The following is a 15896-nucleotide window of genomic DNA, read 5'->3' as shown; positions in this document are numbered from 1 at the left end:
GGGATGCAACGTCCCCCGCGGTATTTCCCGTCTTGCGCGGCCGGCCTGCCGTCAGTTCGATCAGGCCGGCTTGTGCAAACCCGCCACCGGATCGTTCGCGGCGGGCATCTCTTCCACCAGCGACGTGAGCTGGCGGCCGGTGTCGCGCCAGGCATCGAGGCCGCCGCGCAGCGGCAGCGCATCGGTGAAGCCTGCGTCGAGCAGGCGCTTGGCCATCAGCGCGGCCGTCACTTCGTTCGGGCACGAGCAATACACGACGAACTTCTGCGTGAGCGGATAGCGCGAGACGATGTCGTCGATGCGCCGCTCGTCCGCGAACTGCGCGCCGGGAATCGTGAACGGGTCGAGCTTGCGATGCTCGGGCGAACGCACGTCGAGCACCACGGGCGCCGACGCGTCGCCCAGCAGGCGGTCGAGCTCGTCGACCCCGATCCGCGCGCTCGCGAGCTGACGGATCAGCGCGCGGCGGCGCATCCAGCGCACGGCCGCATAGATCGCGAGCAGCGCGACGATCACCAGCAGCACCGCGCGGCCGAGCCGGCTCGCGCCGGCGAACAGCCAGTCGATCTGCCGGTAGAACACGAGCCCCGCGACGAGCCCGACGATCGTCCACAGCGCGGCGCCGAGCGCATCGTAGCCGGCGAACGTGCGATAGCGCGTGCCGAGCGCGCCGGCCATCGGCACCGATACGAGCGACAGCCCGGGGATGAAGCGGGCGACCGCGAGCACGCGCACGCCGTAGCGGCCGAAGAAACGTTCGGTCTTCTTCACGCAGGTATCGCGCGACAGCGACAGCCGGCAGATCGTCTTCAGCGTCGTACCGCCGTAGCGCCGCCCGGCGACGTACCACACGGTGTCGCCGATCAGCGCGCCGAGCACCGACAGCGCGAGCACCGTCACGAGCTGCGAGCCGATCATCGCCGGATGCATCGCGGCCATCGCGCCGAACAGCACGAGCGTCGGCATCGCCGGCACGGGCAGGCCGATGGCCGCCGCGAGTACGTTGGCGAACACGAGAAGCGGCCCGTATTGGGCGACGAGGTCACGGAGCATGACGGCTGGCCGAAAAGGAAGCGCGTGGGGAGACTACACAGATGGGCCGATTATCGGCCATTTTCAACCGTGCGTCGGGGAATGACGGAAAGCGCCTGACGGCGGCAGGGAGATGCGGGCAGAACGGTGAGCCGATGCGTTGCACGCGGCTCACCGTCGGACTTCAGGAAGGAGTGCGGGCGAGCGACGCGGCGCCGTGGTTTTCGCCGGGCAACTCGGCGCCGTGCGAGCGGATCGCCGCGATCAGTTCGGCCGGCGTGATCTCGTAGCGGACCTCGCGGTGAATGCCGGGCTTGCGTTCGTCGATCTCGATCAGCAGCACGCTCTTGCCGTCGCTGGTCGATTCGAGCCTGAGCGAGCGGAGTTCGCGGCCGTCGGCCGGGTCGTGTTCGGTGAGCAGGGTCATTGCCCCGGATGAGCCGGTAGTGCGCATCGAACCTATCCTCGTGTCGTGTGTGTGCCAGATTGGCGAAGATGTCGTTGTTGAATGCAGCTTGACGAAGTTTAACGCGAACGGGCCGCAACACGGAGCATTTTCGTGGGCGCGAAAAGAGGGTTGTACCACCCATCCTTCTGATGTTTGAGCCCCGCCGGGCGGGCGTTTCAGCCGGATCGGGGGGCGCCGCGCCCGCCGCCCGGCCGGGATCGGGCCGGGCGGGCGCGGCTGCCGTCAGAAGCGGTCGGCGAGCCCCATCGCCGGGTCGCTGACCGAGTGGCGGCCCGTTTCGACGCGGCCGGCCACGCGGCGCGAGAAGCTCGCGTCGCTGTCGGCGGTGACGACGAAGTCGTACCAGTGGCCGGTCGAGTCGAGCTTCCAGTGCAGTTCCGACTGGCTGCCGGCGTGCACCGTGACGGTCCATGTCGTGCCGGCGCGGTTGTCGTTCTCGTTGCCGTGGCCGCGATCGTCGTTCGCGCCGCGGCCGGACAGCGCGCCGTACACCTCGTTCGACTTCACCGTGAAGCGCACGGGGCTGCCGCCGTCGTTGCGCAGCCGCAGATGCAGATTGCCGCTCGCGCCCGCATAGCCGACCCGGATCTCCGGGTGCGGCGCCCGCCCGCCGGCCAGCCGGGCCAGGTCGCCGGTGAAGCGGCGGTGATAGCCGTTCGGGCCGAGCACCCACAGGTCATATTTGCCGCTGTCGTCGGCCAGCGCCGCCCAGTCGCCGCGCAGCGCCTTGCCCGGCTCGACGACGTAGCGGCGCGGCACGCGGTCGAGGTGCAGCTTGTCGTAGACGTGGAACACCGCCGCCGCGCGGCCGGTGTTCGCGAACTTCAGCGTGACGATGCCCTTGCCGGCATCGACCTGCGCGCTCGCATGCAGCTCGTACGGCAGCGCACGCGACGGGCGCACGCCGGTGGCCTGCGCGGGCAGCGACGGCGTGGCCGGCGGCGTGATCTTCGGCGCCGCCTGCTGCGCGGCGCTCAGTGCGTCGACCTGACTTTTCGTCGTGCGGCCCGCGAGCGTCGGCAGCGGTTCGTTGTTCGGCGTGCGGAAGTTGAGCGCGCTCGTCAGGTCGCCGCACACCGCGCGGCGATACGCGCTGATCTGCGGCTCGACCACGCCGAAGCGCTTCTCGAGGAAAAGCAGCGTCGACGTATGGTCGAACACCTGCGAATTGACCCAGCCGCCGCGGCTCCACGGCGACACGACCCACATCGGCACGCGCGGGCCCGGCCCGTACGGACGGCCGTCGGCCGCGGGCTGGCTCGACGTGGCCGGCGCGAAGTCGTGATACTCGACGGCGACGTCGGCGGCCGCGAGCGTATGGCCGCCCGCGAGCGAGCCGTCCGCGTTGCGCGACGGCACGGCCGGCGACGGCATGTGGTCGAAGAAACCGTCGTTCTCGTCGTAGTTGATCAGCAGCACGGTCTTGCTCCACACCTCCGGGTTCGCGGTCAGCGCGTCGAGCACCGCCTGCACGTACCACGCGCCCTGCGCGGGGCTCGACGGCCCAGGATGTTCGCTGTACACGGAAGGCGGGATGATCCACGACACCTCGGGCAGCGTGCCGTTGCGGATGTCGTCACGGAACGTTTCGAGGAAGCCATGCGGCATCGTGTTGCCGAAACCCTTCGCGAGCGGGCTCAACGGATCGTCGATCGCCGGATCGTAGAACGCGCCGGCCGCCGTCACCGGCTGCGTGATGTCCGTCGACGCGACGTACGCGGGGCGGCGTGCGGCCGGCATCTGCTCGATGGCCGCGCGCCAGTGGCGGAAGCTCATCATCTCGTTGCAGCCGAAGTTGTCGATCAGGCTCTGGTAGACCTTCCAGTTCACGCCGGCCTGCTGCAGCCGGTCCGCGTAGGTCGTCCACGTCCAGCCCTGGCTCGACGGGCCGATGTCGTTGCCGCCGTTGAACTGGTTGTTCAGCGCGGCGAGCTTCACGCGGCTGCCGTCGGCCGGGTTGATGCCGTTCGGGCCGTTGGTGCCGCTCCAGTAGAACAGCCGGTTCGCGATCGTGCCCGTGTGCATCCCGCAGTGGTAGTGGTCGCACAGCGTGAACGCGTCGGCGAGCGCGCGCTGGAACGGTACTTCGGCCGCGTCGTAATAGCCCATCGACAGCGGTGTTTTCGCGTCGGGCCAGCGGTTCATCCGGCCATGGTCCCACGCGGCCTGCGAGTCGGCCCACGTGTGCGGCGTGCCGCCCGCGCGCTGTGCGTTGCCCTGGCTCGCGTCGAGGTGGTACGGCGTGATGGTCGCGGCGGGCGTCGCTTTCGTGTAGGTCTGGTGGAATACGTCGCGGCCGTTCGGCGACGGCACCGCGAAGCGGTCGCCGTAACCGCGCACGCCCTTGAAGGTGCCGAAGTAGCCGTCGAACCCGCGGTTCTCCATCATCAGGAGCACGACGTGCTTGACGTCCTTGATGGTCCCCGTTTCGTGAAACGCGGGAATCGCGAGCGCGCGGCGGATGCTCGGCGGAAACGCGGAGAGCGCGGCGGCGGCGAGGCCGGAAGTCGCGGTTTGCTGAAGAAATTTGCGGCGTGACGTCATGGCGTTCTGATCCTGTGATGATGGGAGCGTTCGTGACTTCGTCTGTTGCGCCCGTGCGTCGTCCCCCCCTTCCGGGACGGCTGGCGATGCGTGTGCGTGTCGGCGCGTTGGCCGTTGTCGCGATCCTGCGCACCGCACGCTCGTGATGCGCGGGGCAGGATCTCGGCCCACGCGTGCCCGGCGAGTGCCGGGCGGGGCGGCGCCCAGTCTAGGGAGCGCAGATGACGTCGACGTGATGCGCGGATGACACGCGATGACGTGCGATTCCGATGGCGGTGATGTTGCGAGCGCAACTAATCGGTGACGGCGCCGCGAAGATGCCGGCATGGTCTTAAATTACCGACTTCCGTGGGAGAGGGTGGTCATAAATTACCGATTTTGTTAGGTCGTAGCGAGGTGGTGTGGTTGTGCGTGCAACGGAATCGCAGTTGCGCTGCGACCATGTTTCATTCGTGTGAAATCGGATAAGCTCGATGCGTTGTTGCGTTCGCGCGGCAACGTGCCCCGGCCCGATACTTTCGACTCTACCCAGTCATGACCGATATCACGATCCGGCACAGCGAGACGCACGACGTCGACGCGATCCGGCAAATCGTCGCGCACCCCGCGGTGTACATGAACACGCTCCAGCAACCGTTTCCGTCGCACGAGAAATGGCAGCGGCGACTCGAACGCCTGCACGAACAGGGCGTGAGCCTCGTCGCCGAACTCGACGGCGCGGTGGTCGGCCATCTCGCGCTGCATCCGGAGCAGAACCCGCGCCGGCGTCATGCGGCGTCGCTCGGGATGATGGTCGATGCGTCGCATCATGGTCGCGGCATCGGCGGCCGGCTGCTGGCCGCCGCCATCGAACTCGCCGAAAACTGGCTCAACGTCACGCGGCTTGAATTGACCGTATTCGTCGACAACCCGGCGGCCATCGCGCTGTATGAAAAGCATGGTTTCCGGATCGAGGGAGAGGCGCCGGACTACGCGCTGCGCGACGGCGCGTATGCGTCGGTGTATCAGATGGCGCGGATCAAGGGGCGGCAGTGATGGAAGCGTGCACGCAGCGCGGTGCATCGTTGCGCCCACGGCGATGCCCCATGTCATATCCATTCGAGAATTCGTTCGTTTTCAACCGGCCGTGTGAATCGTATCGTCGAGCGATTTGCCGGTCGCGGCTTTTTGCGTCGATGCCTGCACGACGCGCGCGGCCGGGTCCGGCATGCGCAGCGCCATCCGTCGACGCCCTTCGTCGTTTCGCCGTGTTTTCGCCTCGCCGCTTCGCACGCATGGGCCGGCCGCCGCTGACGTGCCGCCTCCGACCGTCGCGCGACGCCGCTTCCCGCAACCGTCTCTTTCAACGGAACCCGTCTCGATGAAAACCGTTCTCCGCAACCTGACTGCCGCCTGCCTGTTCGCCGCCGCCGGTGCGGCGTTCGCCAACCCCGCGCCGCAGGGCGCTCCCGTGGCGAGTCCGTCGGGCGACGGCGCGCATCTGCCGCCCGGCATCGCGTGGCAGCAGGGCGACGTCGATGCCGCGTTCGCGCTGGCGAAGCGCACCGGCAAGCCGCTGCTGTTGTACTGGGGAGCGGTGTGGTGCCCGTCGTGCAACCAGGTGAAGTCGACGATCTTCAGCCAGCAGGCGTTCAAGACCCGCTCGTCGTTCTTCGTGCCGGTATATCTGGACGGCGATACCGAAAGCGCGCAGAAGCTCGGCGAGCGCTTCAAGGTGCACGGCTATCCGACGATGATCCTGTTCCGCCCGGACGGCACCGAAGTGACGCGGCTGCCGGGCGAAGCCGATCTCGATCGCTACATGCAGGCGCTGTCGCTCGGGATGACGGCCGCGCACCCGGTGCGGCAGACGCTCGCGACCGCGCTGAACAACGGTGCGTCGCTGACGCCGGACGAATGGCATCTGCTCGCCGACTATTCATGGGACACCGATGGCGCGTTGCCGGTGCCGCCCGATCGGGTCGCGGTGACGCTGCAGACGCTGTCGCAGCGTGCGCGTGCAGCCGGCGCGAAGGCGGACGCCGCGCGATTCGCGCTGAAGTCGGCGGTGGTCGCGTCCTCGGACGATCCCGCGCAGGCCGGCGCGCTCGACAAGGCCGCGCTCGCCGATGCGCTGCGCGCGGTGCTGCGCGAGCCGGCGCTGGCGCGGGCCGATTCGGATGTGCTCGTCGCGGCGCCGGCGCGCGTGGTCGCCTACCTCGGCGGCGATGCCGCGCAGCGCGCGAAGCTGCGCGGCGCATACGACGCGGCGCTTGCGCGGCTGTCGACCGACACGACGCTGTCGTCGATCGACCGCCTGATGGCGCTGCACGGCCGCGTGCTGCTCGCGCGCGGCGACGCGCACGACGGCGCGCCGCTCCCCGCACCGGCGCCGGCGCTGGTCGATGCCGCACGCAAGCAGATCGCGGCATCGGTGCAGGGCGCCGCGAATCCGTACGAGCGGCAGGCGCTCGTCAGCGAAGGGGCGGACACGTTGACCGACGCAGGGCTGTACGACGAATCAGATATCTTGCTGAAGGCAGAGTTGCCGCGTTCGGCGACGCCGTACTACTTCATGTCCGGACTGGCCGCGAATGCGAAGGCGCGCGGCGACAAGGCCGCGGCGCTCGACTGGTACCGGAAGGCGTACGACTCGGCGAGCGGACCGGCGACGAAACTGCGCTGGGGCGCGACCTACTTCGCGAATGCGGTCGCGCTGGCGCCGGACGATTCGGCGCGGATCGAGGCGATCGCCGCGAGCGTGCTCGCGCAGGCCGGGAAGACACGCGATGCGTTTTATGGGGCGAACCTGCGGGCGCTGACCAAGGTCGTCACGCAACTGAACCGCTGGCGCGGCGGCGGCGCGCACGATGCGTCGGTCAGGTCGGTGGTGAAGCAGTTCGATGGGGTATGCGCGAAGCTGCCGGCGGGCGACCCGCAGGCAGCGGCATGCGCGAAATTGATTCAGCCGGTGAAGGCGTAACGGTGGAAACGGGTGCGGTCGGGCGGGCTGGGGGAGCGGAGGCCGCGATTACTGGCTCGACTCCGACGACGCGCCGCGATCGCTGCCATACCCGGCACTCTGCTCACGGGCGATCTTCGCTTCGGCGGAAACGATGCTGGCCGGATAGAACCAGTCGCTCGGCTGGAAGCCGGCTTGCTTGAGCGCTTTCACTTCGGCGTGGACCTGCGCACGCGTGAGCGGCGGGTTCGACTGCGCGTGCGCGGCGAGCGGGGCCGATACGGCCAGGGCGATGGCAACTGCTTGAATCAGGCGCTTCATGATCGAGACCTCCATGTTTCCGACTGGGCGGCCGGCCTTCGTTCGACGAAGCGGCTGCGGTTGAAAACAGTGTAGGCCCGGCCACGCGCGGGAAAAATGCGATCGCTCCCAACGCAGTGTTCTGCTGCTGGTAACAATGGGAGTGGGAGCAGGAGTGGCGGATGGCGGATGGCGGATGGCGGATGGCGGATGGCGGATGGCGGATGGCGGATGGCGGCGCGTGGCGCGTGGCGGGTGCTGAGGCGTGCGAGCCGTCCGGGCCATGCCGCGGCGTGGCGTTGGGCGGTTCCGGTCGGGCGGGGAGCGGATCGGCGGAGGCGGATCCGGGGCGGTTCGCCCGGTTTGCATGCGGACCTACCGGGAAGGTGCCACGCGATGGACATCGCGCTGCGCTGCCTGTTGCGGCGAAGGAGGGCGATCGAGAAGGTGCGGGGGAAAGGAGCGTCGGCCGCGTCGATGCGGCCGACCGAGGGGCAGCGGCGTGCGGAACGCCGCCCAATGCACAGCGTTACACGAGGCCCGTCGTGTAGTACACGGCGATCACGAAGAACACCGCGAGCGTCTTGATGATGGTGACCGCGAAGATGTCGCGATACGACTGACGGTGCGTGAGGCCCGTGACCGCGAGCAGCGTGATGACCGCGCCGTTGTGCGGCAGCGTGTCCATGCCGCCGCTGGCCATCGCGACGACCCGGTGCAGCACGTCCAGCGGAATGTTGGCCGCCTGCGCGCCCTTGATGAACAGGTCCGACATCGCGGCAAGCGCGATGCTCATGCCGCCCGACGCCGAACCGGTGATGCCGGCGAGCGAGCTGACCGATACGGCCGCGTTCACGAGCGGGTTCGGAATGCTCTTCAGCGCATCGCTGACGACGAGGAAGCCCGGCAATGCGGCGATCACGCCGCCGAAACCGTATTCCGACGCGGTGTTCATCGCGGCGAGCAGTGCGCCGGCGACGGCGGCCTTCGAGCCGTCCGCGAAGCGGCCGCTCACGCGCTTGAACGCGGTCAGGATGACCAGCACGATGCCAAGCAGCAGCGCGGCCTCGACCGACCAGATCGCGACGACCGTCTTGATCGACGTCGTGACCGGCGCGTGCACGCCGGGCAGCACGTCCGGCGCGACCGTGTACGACGCGGCGCCGTACCACTGCGGGATCAGCTTCGTGAACGCGAAGTTCGACACGCCCACGAGGATCAGCGGCAGGATCGCCAGCGCCGGATGCGGGAGGGACTTCGCTTCGACGCGTTCCGGTTCGTTGACGAGCGACGTGCCGTAGCCTTCACCCTTCGCCATCGCCGAACGGCGGCGCCATTCCAGGTACGTGAGGCCGACGACGACGATGAACAGCGAGCCGATCGTGCCGAGCACGGGCGCGGCCCAGGCAGTCGTCTTGAAGAACGTGGTCGGGATGATGTTCTGGATCTGCGGCGTGCCGGGCAGCGAGTCCATCGTGAACGAGAACGCGCCGAGCGCGATCGCGCCGGGCATCAACCGTTTCGGAATGTTGCTCTGGCGATAGAGTTCGGCCGCGAACGGATACACCGCGAACACCACGACGAACAGCGACACGCCGCCATAGGTGAGCAGCGCGCACACCGCGACGATCACCGCGTTCGCACGCGAGCGGCCGATGTAGCGGATCGCCGCATGGACGATCGACTCGGAGAAACCGGACAGTTCGATCACCTTGCCGAACACGGCGCCGAGCATGAACACCGGGAAATAGAGTTTGACGAAGCCGACCATCTTCTCCATGAAGATGCCGGAGAAGACCGGTGCGACGGCCGCGGGGTCGGTCAGCAGGACCGCGCCGAGCGCGGCGATCGGCGCGAACAGGATCACGCTGTAGCCGCGATACGCGGCGAACATCAGGAACGCCAGCGCGGCGAGGACGATCACGAAAGACAAGGGAGTCTCCTAATTGCTTGGAATGGCTTTGGTTGTTGTTCGATCGCGGGACGCGCCGCGGACCGGGACGGTTCGTGCAGGTTTCGTGCCATCGGCCGGATTGCGCCGCCGGACATGGGTCCGGCGGAGGCTGGCGGGCCCGCGCCGGCCAATGTCTGAAGATTCTACATAAAACGTCTCCATCCGGAGACGAATTGGCCATCCGGACAGGCCCGCGAATCGGCAAGGGCTTTCCCTGACAAGGCATTCCGGCGTATCTCTGAAATGAGATACTTCGTCCCGTTCCGGAGACATCCGGCCAAGGATATGCGGAGACGACGACACGATGATGAACGACTGGGTCCGCCTGCCCGTCAATTACGGCGACGTGCTGCGGCGCGCCGCCGAGTCGCTGTTTCGTACGTTCGAGGATTCGAGCGCGGGCACGGTGGTCGTCGATCGCGACGCGCGCGTCGTGTGGATGAACGAGCGTTATGCGGCGCGTTTTGGATTCGCCGATCCCCAGCAGGCGGTCGGCCTCGACTGCGAGGCGGTGATTCCGAACAGCCTGATGCGCGAGGTCGTGTCGAGCGGACAGCCGATCCTGCTCGACATCATGGAGACGGGCCGCGAGCCGCTCGTCGTCACGCGCCTGCCGTTGAAGAACGAGGCGGGCGAGACGGTCGGCGCGATCGGCTTCGCGCTGTTCGACCAGTTGAAGACGCTCACGCCGATCTTTTCCCGCTACGCGCAGCTTCAGCAGCAGCTGATCGCGACGCAGCGGTCGCTCGCGCAGGCGCGCCGAGCGAAATACACGTTCGCGAGCTTCGTCGGCACGAGCGCCGCGAGCCTCGAAACCAAACGGCAGGCGCGGCGCGCGGCGCAGGTCGATTCGCCGGTGCTGCTGCTCGGCGAGACGGGCACCGGCAAGGAACTGCTCGCGCATGCGATCCACGCGGCGTCGGCGCGCGCGCTCCAGCCGCTCGTGACCGTCAACGTCGCGGCGATTCCCGACACGCTGCTCGAAACCGAATTCTTCGGCGCGGCGCCGGGTGCGTATACCGGCGCCGATCGCAAGGGGCGCGTCGGCAAGTTCGAGCTGGCCGATCGCGGCACGCTGTTTCTCGACGAGATCGGCGACATGCCGCTGCCGCTGCAGGGCAAGCTGCTGCGCGTATTGCAGGACAAGGAGTTCGAGCCGGTCGGTTCGAACCGGATCGTGCGTGCGGATGTACGGATCATCGCCGCCACGTCGGCCGACCTGCCCGCGCTGGTCGAGGCCGGCCGCTTTCGCGCGGATCTATATTACCGGCTCAACGTGTTAACGATTCACGCGCCGCCGCTGCGCGAGCGGGCGTCCGACATCGCGGCGCTCGTCTACGCGACGCTGGAGGAACTGGCCGCGCAGCACGGCCGCGCCGCACACTGCGAACTGACCGACGATGCGCTGCGGGTGCTGTGCGCGTACCCGTGGCCGGGCAATGTGCGCGAGCTGCGCAACACGCTCGAGCGTGCGCTGATGCTGTCGGATCGCTCGGTGATCGACGCGCGTGCGCTCGCGCCGTTCCTCGGGCCGGTGCGCGTGGCGCCCGACAGCGTGCCGGCGGGCGCGCGGGTCGCGCCGTCGCCGGCCGGCCGCGATGCCGGCGACGCATCGGCTTCGCCCGGTGCGCCGGTCGTTTCGTATACCGATGCATTGGCCGCGTGGGAGCGCCAGTTCCTGATCGATGCGCTGGCCGCTTGCGACGGCAAGGTGGTGGAAGCGGCCGCGCGCATCGGCATCGGTCGGGCGACGCTCTACAAGAAACTGGCGGCGCTGGGCATCGACCGATGGCAAGCGGCGGCGGATGCGCGCGGACATGAGGAACGGCACCGGTGAAGTGTCCGACAGGAGACAACCATGAAGCGAATCGGCATCGCCGGATGGCTGGCCGTACTGGCGGCGACGTCCTCGTTCGCGCAGTCGAGTGACGCGGATGCACCCGCGGCACGGCGCAACTGGTACAACGATCCATTCGTCGTGCTGTCGCGGGATTTCGCCGAATGCCCGCTGCCGCTCGGCCCGTGGATGACGCGCGCCGAGATGGAAGACGACGCGCACTACCGGGTCGAGCGCGGGACCACCTGCTGGCTCGCCCACCGCTGCACGAAACCGAATTCCTATATGTATGACGCGCCGATCGCCGCGGCGGCCAAAGCGCATTTCGCGGGCACCGATCGTCTGCATGGCACGAGCCTGTGGATCACCGTGCAGCGGCGCTTCATTTACGTCGAAGGGTGTGCCGATCCGGCATTCGATCGGCAGGCGCTCGCGCGCGAACTTGGCGCGCTTCCCGACGTCGAGCAGGTATTCGTTCGCATCACCGACGATCCGCGCCGGGCCGTGCCGTACAAGACGCGCGGACGCCCCGAGCGGACACCTGACTGAACGCGGTGCGACAGTGCATGGCATACTCGCGACATTCAAAAATAGGTTGACGGAAACAACAATGAAACACATGCTTGCGGCGGTCTGTCGGTGGCCTCGAACGCATTGGTGTCGGGCCGGATTGTTGGCCCTTGTTGCGGGGCTGGGCGGGTGCGGCGGCGGGGCGCCACTGTTTACTTCGGACGGACGCCCCACTACGCAGGTGCAGTGCACCGGCGGCGACTGGAGCAATTGCACGGACAACGCGCGAGCCCTCTGCAATGGAGAATTCGATGTCATCCAGCGATCGACCGATGACGCCGTGCGAAATCTTCTCTTCGCATGCAAGAAGAAAAGCGGTTATTGATCCCGTCACGACCGGCTGAGGAAATCATGATCGGGTGAAGCGCTTTTCTATTCGCTTGGAGTCGGCTATTTTTCATGAATAACACTCACGGAGTCCCATCCATATGGCGACCTACAGGCAACTGACTGCGCAGCTCGAAAAACTTCAGCAAAAGATCGACAAGGAACGCGAAAAGGCGATTGCCGATGCGATTGCCGCCATTCGGGCGAAAATCGAGGAGTTCGACATTACGGCGGAGGAGCTCGGTTTTCTTCCGATGGGCGCCGCCTCTGCCGCGAAGCCGAAGCGTCCGTTGCCGCCGAAGTACCTGAACCCGAAGACGGGCGAAACGTGGAGCGGCCGCGGGCGTGCGCCGGCATGGCTCGGCAAGAACCGCGCGCGTTTCCTGATCAAGGACTGACTCCCGAAAATCCTCACCTTTCGTGCGCTGACTGACGGTGCGAACGGCCATGCGGCCGTCGCACCGTTTTGTTTTTGGGTCGCCGCAATGCGATTCGGGGCCGCGAATCGAACGGCAATGTCGTGCGATTAACGGATACCTTTTTGCAAATTCGCTGCGATTCGCGCGGATATCGCCACGATTTCCCGTAAACAACCGCGCAATGACGCGGCATGCGCGCAGTGGCGTGCTCGATCTTCGCGGTGCTGACCTACGGCCGATTGCCTTCACCTCACGCGTAATGACACGCTGCGCCGTGCTATTCCCGAACTTGCTCACCATGGCTCCTGTAAATCCTCACCTTTGAAGCGGCGACCGGATGACCGCATCGTGTCGCCGTCGCTCGTTGCGTCGTGCGAAGGCGTCGGTTACCGGCTCATGTTGCGGGCATTGATGCGCATCGCACAGTCGGCCGTTCGGCATATAGGCAGCCGCATCGGGTTCGCCTATGCTTGGAGTTCGCGTCGGCCGGCACGTGGCTATCTGTTCCGTGTGCCGGTCGAATCGTCTTTCGTTACCGCAGGGAGCCGATGTGACCGTCCGCCATCTCGATGCGTTGTTCCAGCCCAGGTCCGTCGCCGTCGTCGGTGCATCGTCGCGCGCCGGCAGTATCGGTGCGATGGTGTGGGCGCGCGTGCTCGATGGTGCGTTCGACGGGCCCGTGTGGCCCGTCAATCCGAAGTACCACGAGCTGAACGGGCATGCGGTGGTGGCCGATGTCGACCGCCTGCCCGCGCCGCCCTCGGTCGCCGTGATCTGCACGCCGCCTGCCACGTGGGCCGGCATCGTGCGCAAGCTCGGCGAACTCGGCACGCGCGTCGCGGTGATCGTCGGCGAAGCGCGCACCGACGCCGATCGCACGGCACTCGATCGCACGCTCAAGGCCGCGAAGCCGTTCGTGCTCCGTATCGTCGGGCCCGGCAGTCTCGGCGTGCTGTCGCCCGCGCGGCATGCGCATTTCGGCGCGCCGGCCTATACGGCGCGATCGGGCGGCGTCGCCTGGGTGTCGCAATCGAACGCGCTGACGAACGCGGTACTGGGCTGGGCCGATGCGCGAGGCCTCGGCTTTTCGCATGTCGTCGCGCTGGGCAGCGAGGCCGACGTCGACGCGGGCGATGTGCTCGACTACCTTGCCAGCGATCCTGGCACGCGCGCGATCCTGCTCGAGCTCGATACCGTATGTGCCGCGCGCAAGTTCATGTCGGCAGCGCGCGCGGCGGCGCGCAACAAGCCGGTGCTCGCGCTGCGCACCGGGCGCGCCGATCCCGGCGATGCGCTTTACACGGCGGCGTTCCAGCGTGCGGGGATGGTGCGCGTCGATGCGCTCGACGATCTGCTCGACGAGATCGAGACGCTCGGCGTCGGTCGCGTCACCGCGCGGGGCGCGGCGACGCTCGTGACGAGCGACGCGGGCGTCGCGAAGCTTGCGGGCGATGCGGTCGCGGAGGTGCGCGACGTGCTGGCCGACTGGCCGGCGGCGGCAACGTCGGCGGTAGCGGCCGCGCTGCCGCATCTCGCCGGGCCCGGCAATCCGCTGACGCTCGGCGACGATGCGCGTCCCGAGCATTTCGGCGCTGCCGTCAAGGCGCTCGCGCCGTTTCCGCAAACGGGCGCGCTGTTCGTCGTGCATTCGACGTCCCACAGCGCGCCGGCCGAGGCGGTCGCGCGCACGCTGATCGAATCGCGGCAATACGCATATCGCGGCATCCTCGCGTGCTTCTTCGGGGCAGTTGACGCAGCGACGCGCGACGCCCTACACGCGAACGGGATCCCGGTGTACACCACGCCTCAGCGGCTTGCGCGCGCGTACGCGCGGCTGGTCGACTACAACCTCGGGCGGCAGTTGCTGATGCAGACGCCCGAGGGCACGCCGCTGCAGCCGCTCGAGTGCGTCGCGTCCGCGCAGGCCGAGGCCCGCCAGATGGTCGACGCCGGCGAGCATGAACTGGCCGGCGAAGCCGCGCTGCGCTGGCTCGCTCATTTCGGGATGCACGGTGAGCCGGCCGACGCGTCGGCGGCCGCCCGAGTCGTCGACATCACGGTCGACATGTACGACGATTCGAACTTCGGTCCGGTGTTCCGCTATGCCGTGCCGCCGGCGGACGGCGTATCGGCGCCATTCATCGTGTACGGGCTGCCGCCGCTGAATACGGTGCTCGCCCGCGCGGTGATGGAGCGCTCGCCCTACGCGCGCCGTGCGCCCGTCGAACCCACGCTCGATGCGCTGACGGCGCTGTCGCAGGTTGTTTGCGACGTGCGCGAGGTCGTCGCGATGTCGATCACGCTGCGCGTGCTGTCCGACCGCGCATACATCATCGCGCCGCGCCTCACGCTGGCGGCGGGGCGCAGCCGGCTCGCGATCATGCCGTATCCGCGTCATCTCGAGCAGACGCTCGAATGGCGCGGCGAGACCGTGACGATTCGTCCGATCCGTCCGGAAGACGAGGAGGCGCACAACGAGTTGCTCGGCGCGATGACACCGGACGATTTGCGAATGCGGTTCTTCGGTGCGGTGCGCAGCTTCGATCATTCGCAAGTCGCGCGCATGACGCAGATCGACTACGACCGTGAGATGGCTTTCATCGTGTCGTTTACCGACGTGTCGGGTCGGTCGCACACGCTCGCGGTGGCGCGCGCGGTCGCCGATCCCGACAACGAGACGGCCGAGTTCGCGATTGCCGTGCGGCCCGATCAGAAGGGCAAGGGCCTCGGGCGGCTGATGATGACCCGCATCATCGACTACGCGCGATCGCGCGGCACCGCATGGATGATCGGCGAGGCGCTGCGCGAGAACACCGCGATGATTTCGCTGGCGAAGTCATGCGGCTTCGCGGTGTCGACGACGGAGGAACCCGGCGTGGTCGGGTTCAGGATGAAGCTGCAATCGTAGTCGCGTGGGCGACGGTGCGCGAACGTGCGGCGATAGCGTGCGTCGTCGACGCGGAACGCATGATGTCGCGTTGTGGCGTGACGCATGGCCGCCGTTGCGGGAATTCTTCACGGTTCGCAATGCAGACCATTCGGCGTGTTCGATCGAATCCGCGAAGCGATGCGACGCTCCGCGCCGGTGGGGGAACGCGCTAGCGTCGAGTCGGAGCATCCGCGGCGGGCGGGGCGAGCGGCGCGCGTCGATCGCCTTCGCATTTCGCCGATTCGGGTGGCGTAGCGCGGCGTGCTGACACCCGCATTCGCACCCGTAGCGTCGGAATCAAAACAAAGGTGAGATTTTTCGGGAGCCGCGAGGGAGCTTTTCCGGGAACGGGTGGGTGAGCCGATACGGGAGCACTCGGTGAGCCTTCCCGGGAACGGCCGGTGAGCCCTTGCAGGAAGCGCCGGTGAGCCTTTCCGGGAAAGGGCGGTGAGCGTCTGCGGGAGGCGTCGGTGAGGACGTTCGGGAGGGGCCGGTGAGCCTCTCCGGGAGCGTTGGGTGAGCTTTTACGGGATGTTCGGGTGAGCGCTTACGGGACGCTTCGGTGAGACTTTTC

The 15896-nt window shown here is 67.7% G+C and carries 12 protein-coding genes; 7 read left to right on the top strand and 5 right to left on the bottom strand.

Annotated elements, in window-relative coordinates; all coding sequences use genetic code 11:
• Positions 1 to 60: 60 nt before the first annotated feature.
• The 3 genes from ACP26O_RS22100 to ACP26O_RS22090 all read right to left on the bottom strand — a co-directional run bounded on the left by ACP26O_RS22100 (position 61) and on the right by ACP26O_RS22090 (position 4045).
• The gene (locus ACP26O_RS22100) at positions 61 to 1053 is read right to left on the bottom strand and encodes a DedA family protein/thiosulfate sulfurtransferase GlpE (protein WP_175664284.1); all 993 of its coding nucleotides are present in this window, start codon (positions 1051 to 1053) and stop codon (positions 61 to 63) included.
• 163 nt (positions 1054 to 1216) lie between these two features.
• Positions 1217 to 1486 (bottom strand): hypothetical protein, encoded by a 270-nt coding sequence (locus ACP26O_RS22095; RefSeq protein WP_006753639.1) that lies wholly within the window; start codon positions 1484 to 1486, stop codon positions 1217 to 1219.
• Between the two features lie 237 nt (positions 1487 to 1723).
• The gene (locus ACP26O_RS22090) at positions 1724 to 4045 is read right to left on the bottom strand and encodes a phosphocholine-specific phospholipase C (protein WP_175664283.1); all 2322 of its coding nucleotides are present in this window, start codon (positions 4043 to 4045) and stop codon (positions 1724 to 1726) included.
• A gap of 534 nt (positions 4046 to 4579) precedes the next feature.
• Between ACP26O_RS22090 and ACP26O_RS22085 the strand changes: the two genes are divergently transcribed.
• Positions 4580 to 5080, top strand: coding sequence for a GNAT family N-acetyltransferase (locus ACP26O_RS22085; protein WP_175664282.1), 501 nt, complete (start codon positions 4580 to 4582; stop codon positions 5078 to 5080).
• Between the two features lie 325 nt (positions 5081 to 5405).
• Positions 5406 to 7007, top strand: coding sequence for a thioredoxin family protein (locus ACP26O_RS22080; RefSeq protein WP_175664281.1), 1602 nt, complete (start codon positions 5406 to 5408; stop codon positions 7005 to 7007).
• A gap of 48 nt (positions 7008 to 7055) precedes the next feature.
• On the opposite strand, the gene ACP26O_RS22075 is transcribed toward ACP26O_RS22080, so the two are convergent.
• Together ACP26O_RS22075 and ACP26O_RS22070 are read right to left on the bottom strand one after the other, a co-directional pair.
• A complete protein-coding gene (locus tag ACP26O_RS22075; RefSeq protein WP_175664280.1) occupies positions 7056 to 7307 on the bottom strand; it encodes a DUF4148 domain-containing protein in 252 nt (83 codons plus the stop codon).
• Between the two features lie 508 nt (positions 7308 to 7815).
• On the bottom strand, positions 7816 to 9219 hold the full coding sequence (locus ACP26O_RS22070) for a GntP family permease (protein ID WP_011659798.1): 1404 nt from the start codon (positions 9217 to 9219) through the stop codon (positions 7816 to 7818).
• A 325-nt stretch (positions 9220 to 9544) separates the two neighbouring features.
• Between ACP26O_RS22070 and ACP26O_RS22065 the strand changes: the two genes are divergently transcribed.
• The 5 genes from ACP26O_RS22065 to ACP26O_RS22045 all read left to right on the top strand — a co-directional run bounded on the left by ACP26O_RS22065 (position 9545) and on the right by ACP26O_RS22045 (position 15301).
• Positions 9545 to 11077, top strand: coding sequence for a sigma-54 interaction domain-containing protein (locus ACP26O_RS22065; protein ID WP_175664279.1), 1533 nt, complete (start codon positions 9545 to 9547; stop codon positions 11075 to 11077).
• Positions 11078 to 11098: 21 nt separating this feature from the next.
• Entirely contained in the window at positions 11099 to 11626 is a 528-nt protein-coding gene (locus tag ACP26O_RS22060; protein ID WP_175656764.1) for a BON domain-containing protein, read from the top strand.
• A gap of 61 nt (positions 11627 to 11687) precedes the next feature.
• The gene (locus ACP26O_RS22055; protein WP_012367057.1) at positions 11688 to 11972 is read left to right on the top strand and encodes a hypothetical protein; all 285 of its coding nucleotides are present in this window, start codon (positions 11688 to 11690) and stop codon (positions 11970 to 11972) included.
• A 103-nt stretch (positions 11973 to 12075) separates the two neighbouring features.
• On the top strand, positions 12076 to 12372 hold the full coding sequence (locus ACP26O_RS22050) for an H-NS family nucleoid-associated regulatory protein (RefSeq protein WP_175664278.1): 297 nt from the start codon (positions 12076 to 12078) through the stop codon (positions 12370 to 12372).
• A 571-nt stretch (positions 12373 to 12943) separates the two neighbouring features.
• Complete coding sequence (locus ACP26O_RS22045; protein WP_175701270.1) at positions 12944 to 15301, top strand: GNAT family N-acetyltransferase; 2358 nt, start codon at positions 12944 to 12946, stop codon at positions 15299 to 15301.
• Positions 15302 to 15896: the final 595 nt, after the last annotated feature.

It is taken from the genome of Burkholderia sp. R-40 (assembly GCF_049942845.1).
Taxonomy (GTDB): domain Bacteria; phylum Pseudomonadota; class Gammaproteobacteria; order Burkholderiales; family Burkholderiaceae; genus Burkholderia; species Burkholderia ambifaria.
This window is presented reverse-complemented; position numbering and strand designations above follow the sequence as displayed.

Bases quoted from the DNA above. Each gene is read 5' to 3' on its own strand.
- ACP26O_RS22075 (WP_175664280.1), bottom strand. From the start codon at position 7,307: ATGAAGCGCCTGATTCAAGCAGTTGCCATCGCCCTGGCCGTATCGGCC.
- ACP26O_RS22100 (WP_175664284.1), bottom strand. From the start codon at position 1,053: ATGCTCCGTGACCTCGTCGCCCAATACGGGCCGCTTCTCGTGTTCGCC.
- ACP26O_RS22080 (WP_175664281.1), top strand. From the start codon at position 5,406: ATGAAAACCGTTCTCCGCAACCTGACTGCCGCCTGCCTGTTCGCCGCC.
- ACP26O_RS22095 (WP_006753639.1), bottom strand. From the start codon at position 1,486: ATGCGCACTACCGGCTCATCCGGGGCAATGACCCTGCTCACCGAACAC.
- ACP26O_RS22060 (WP_175656764.1), top strand. From the start codon at position 11,099: ATGAAGCGAATCGGCATCGCCGGATGGCTGGCCGTACTGGCGGCGACG.
- ACP26O_RS22055 (WP_012367057.1), top strand. From the start codon at position 11,688: ATGAAACACATGCTTGCGGCGGTCTGTCGGTGGCCTCGAACGCATTGG.
- ACP26O_RS22090 (WP_175664283.1), bottom strand. From the start codon at position 4,045: ATGACGTCACGCCGCAAATTTCTTCAGCAAACCGCGACTTCCGGCCTC.
- ACP26O_RS22065 (WP_175664279.1), top strand. From the start codon at position 9,545: ATGATGAACGACTGGGTCCGCCTGCCCGTCAATTACGGCGACGTGCTG.
- ACP26O_RS22085 (WP_175664282.1), top strand. From the start codon at position 4,580: ATGACCGATATCACGATCCGGCACAGCGAGACGCACGACGTCGACGCG.
- ACP26O_RS22050 (WP_175664278.1), top strand. From the start codon at position 12,076: ATGGCGACCTACAGGCAACTGACTGCGCAGCTCGAAAAACTTCAGCAA.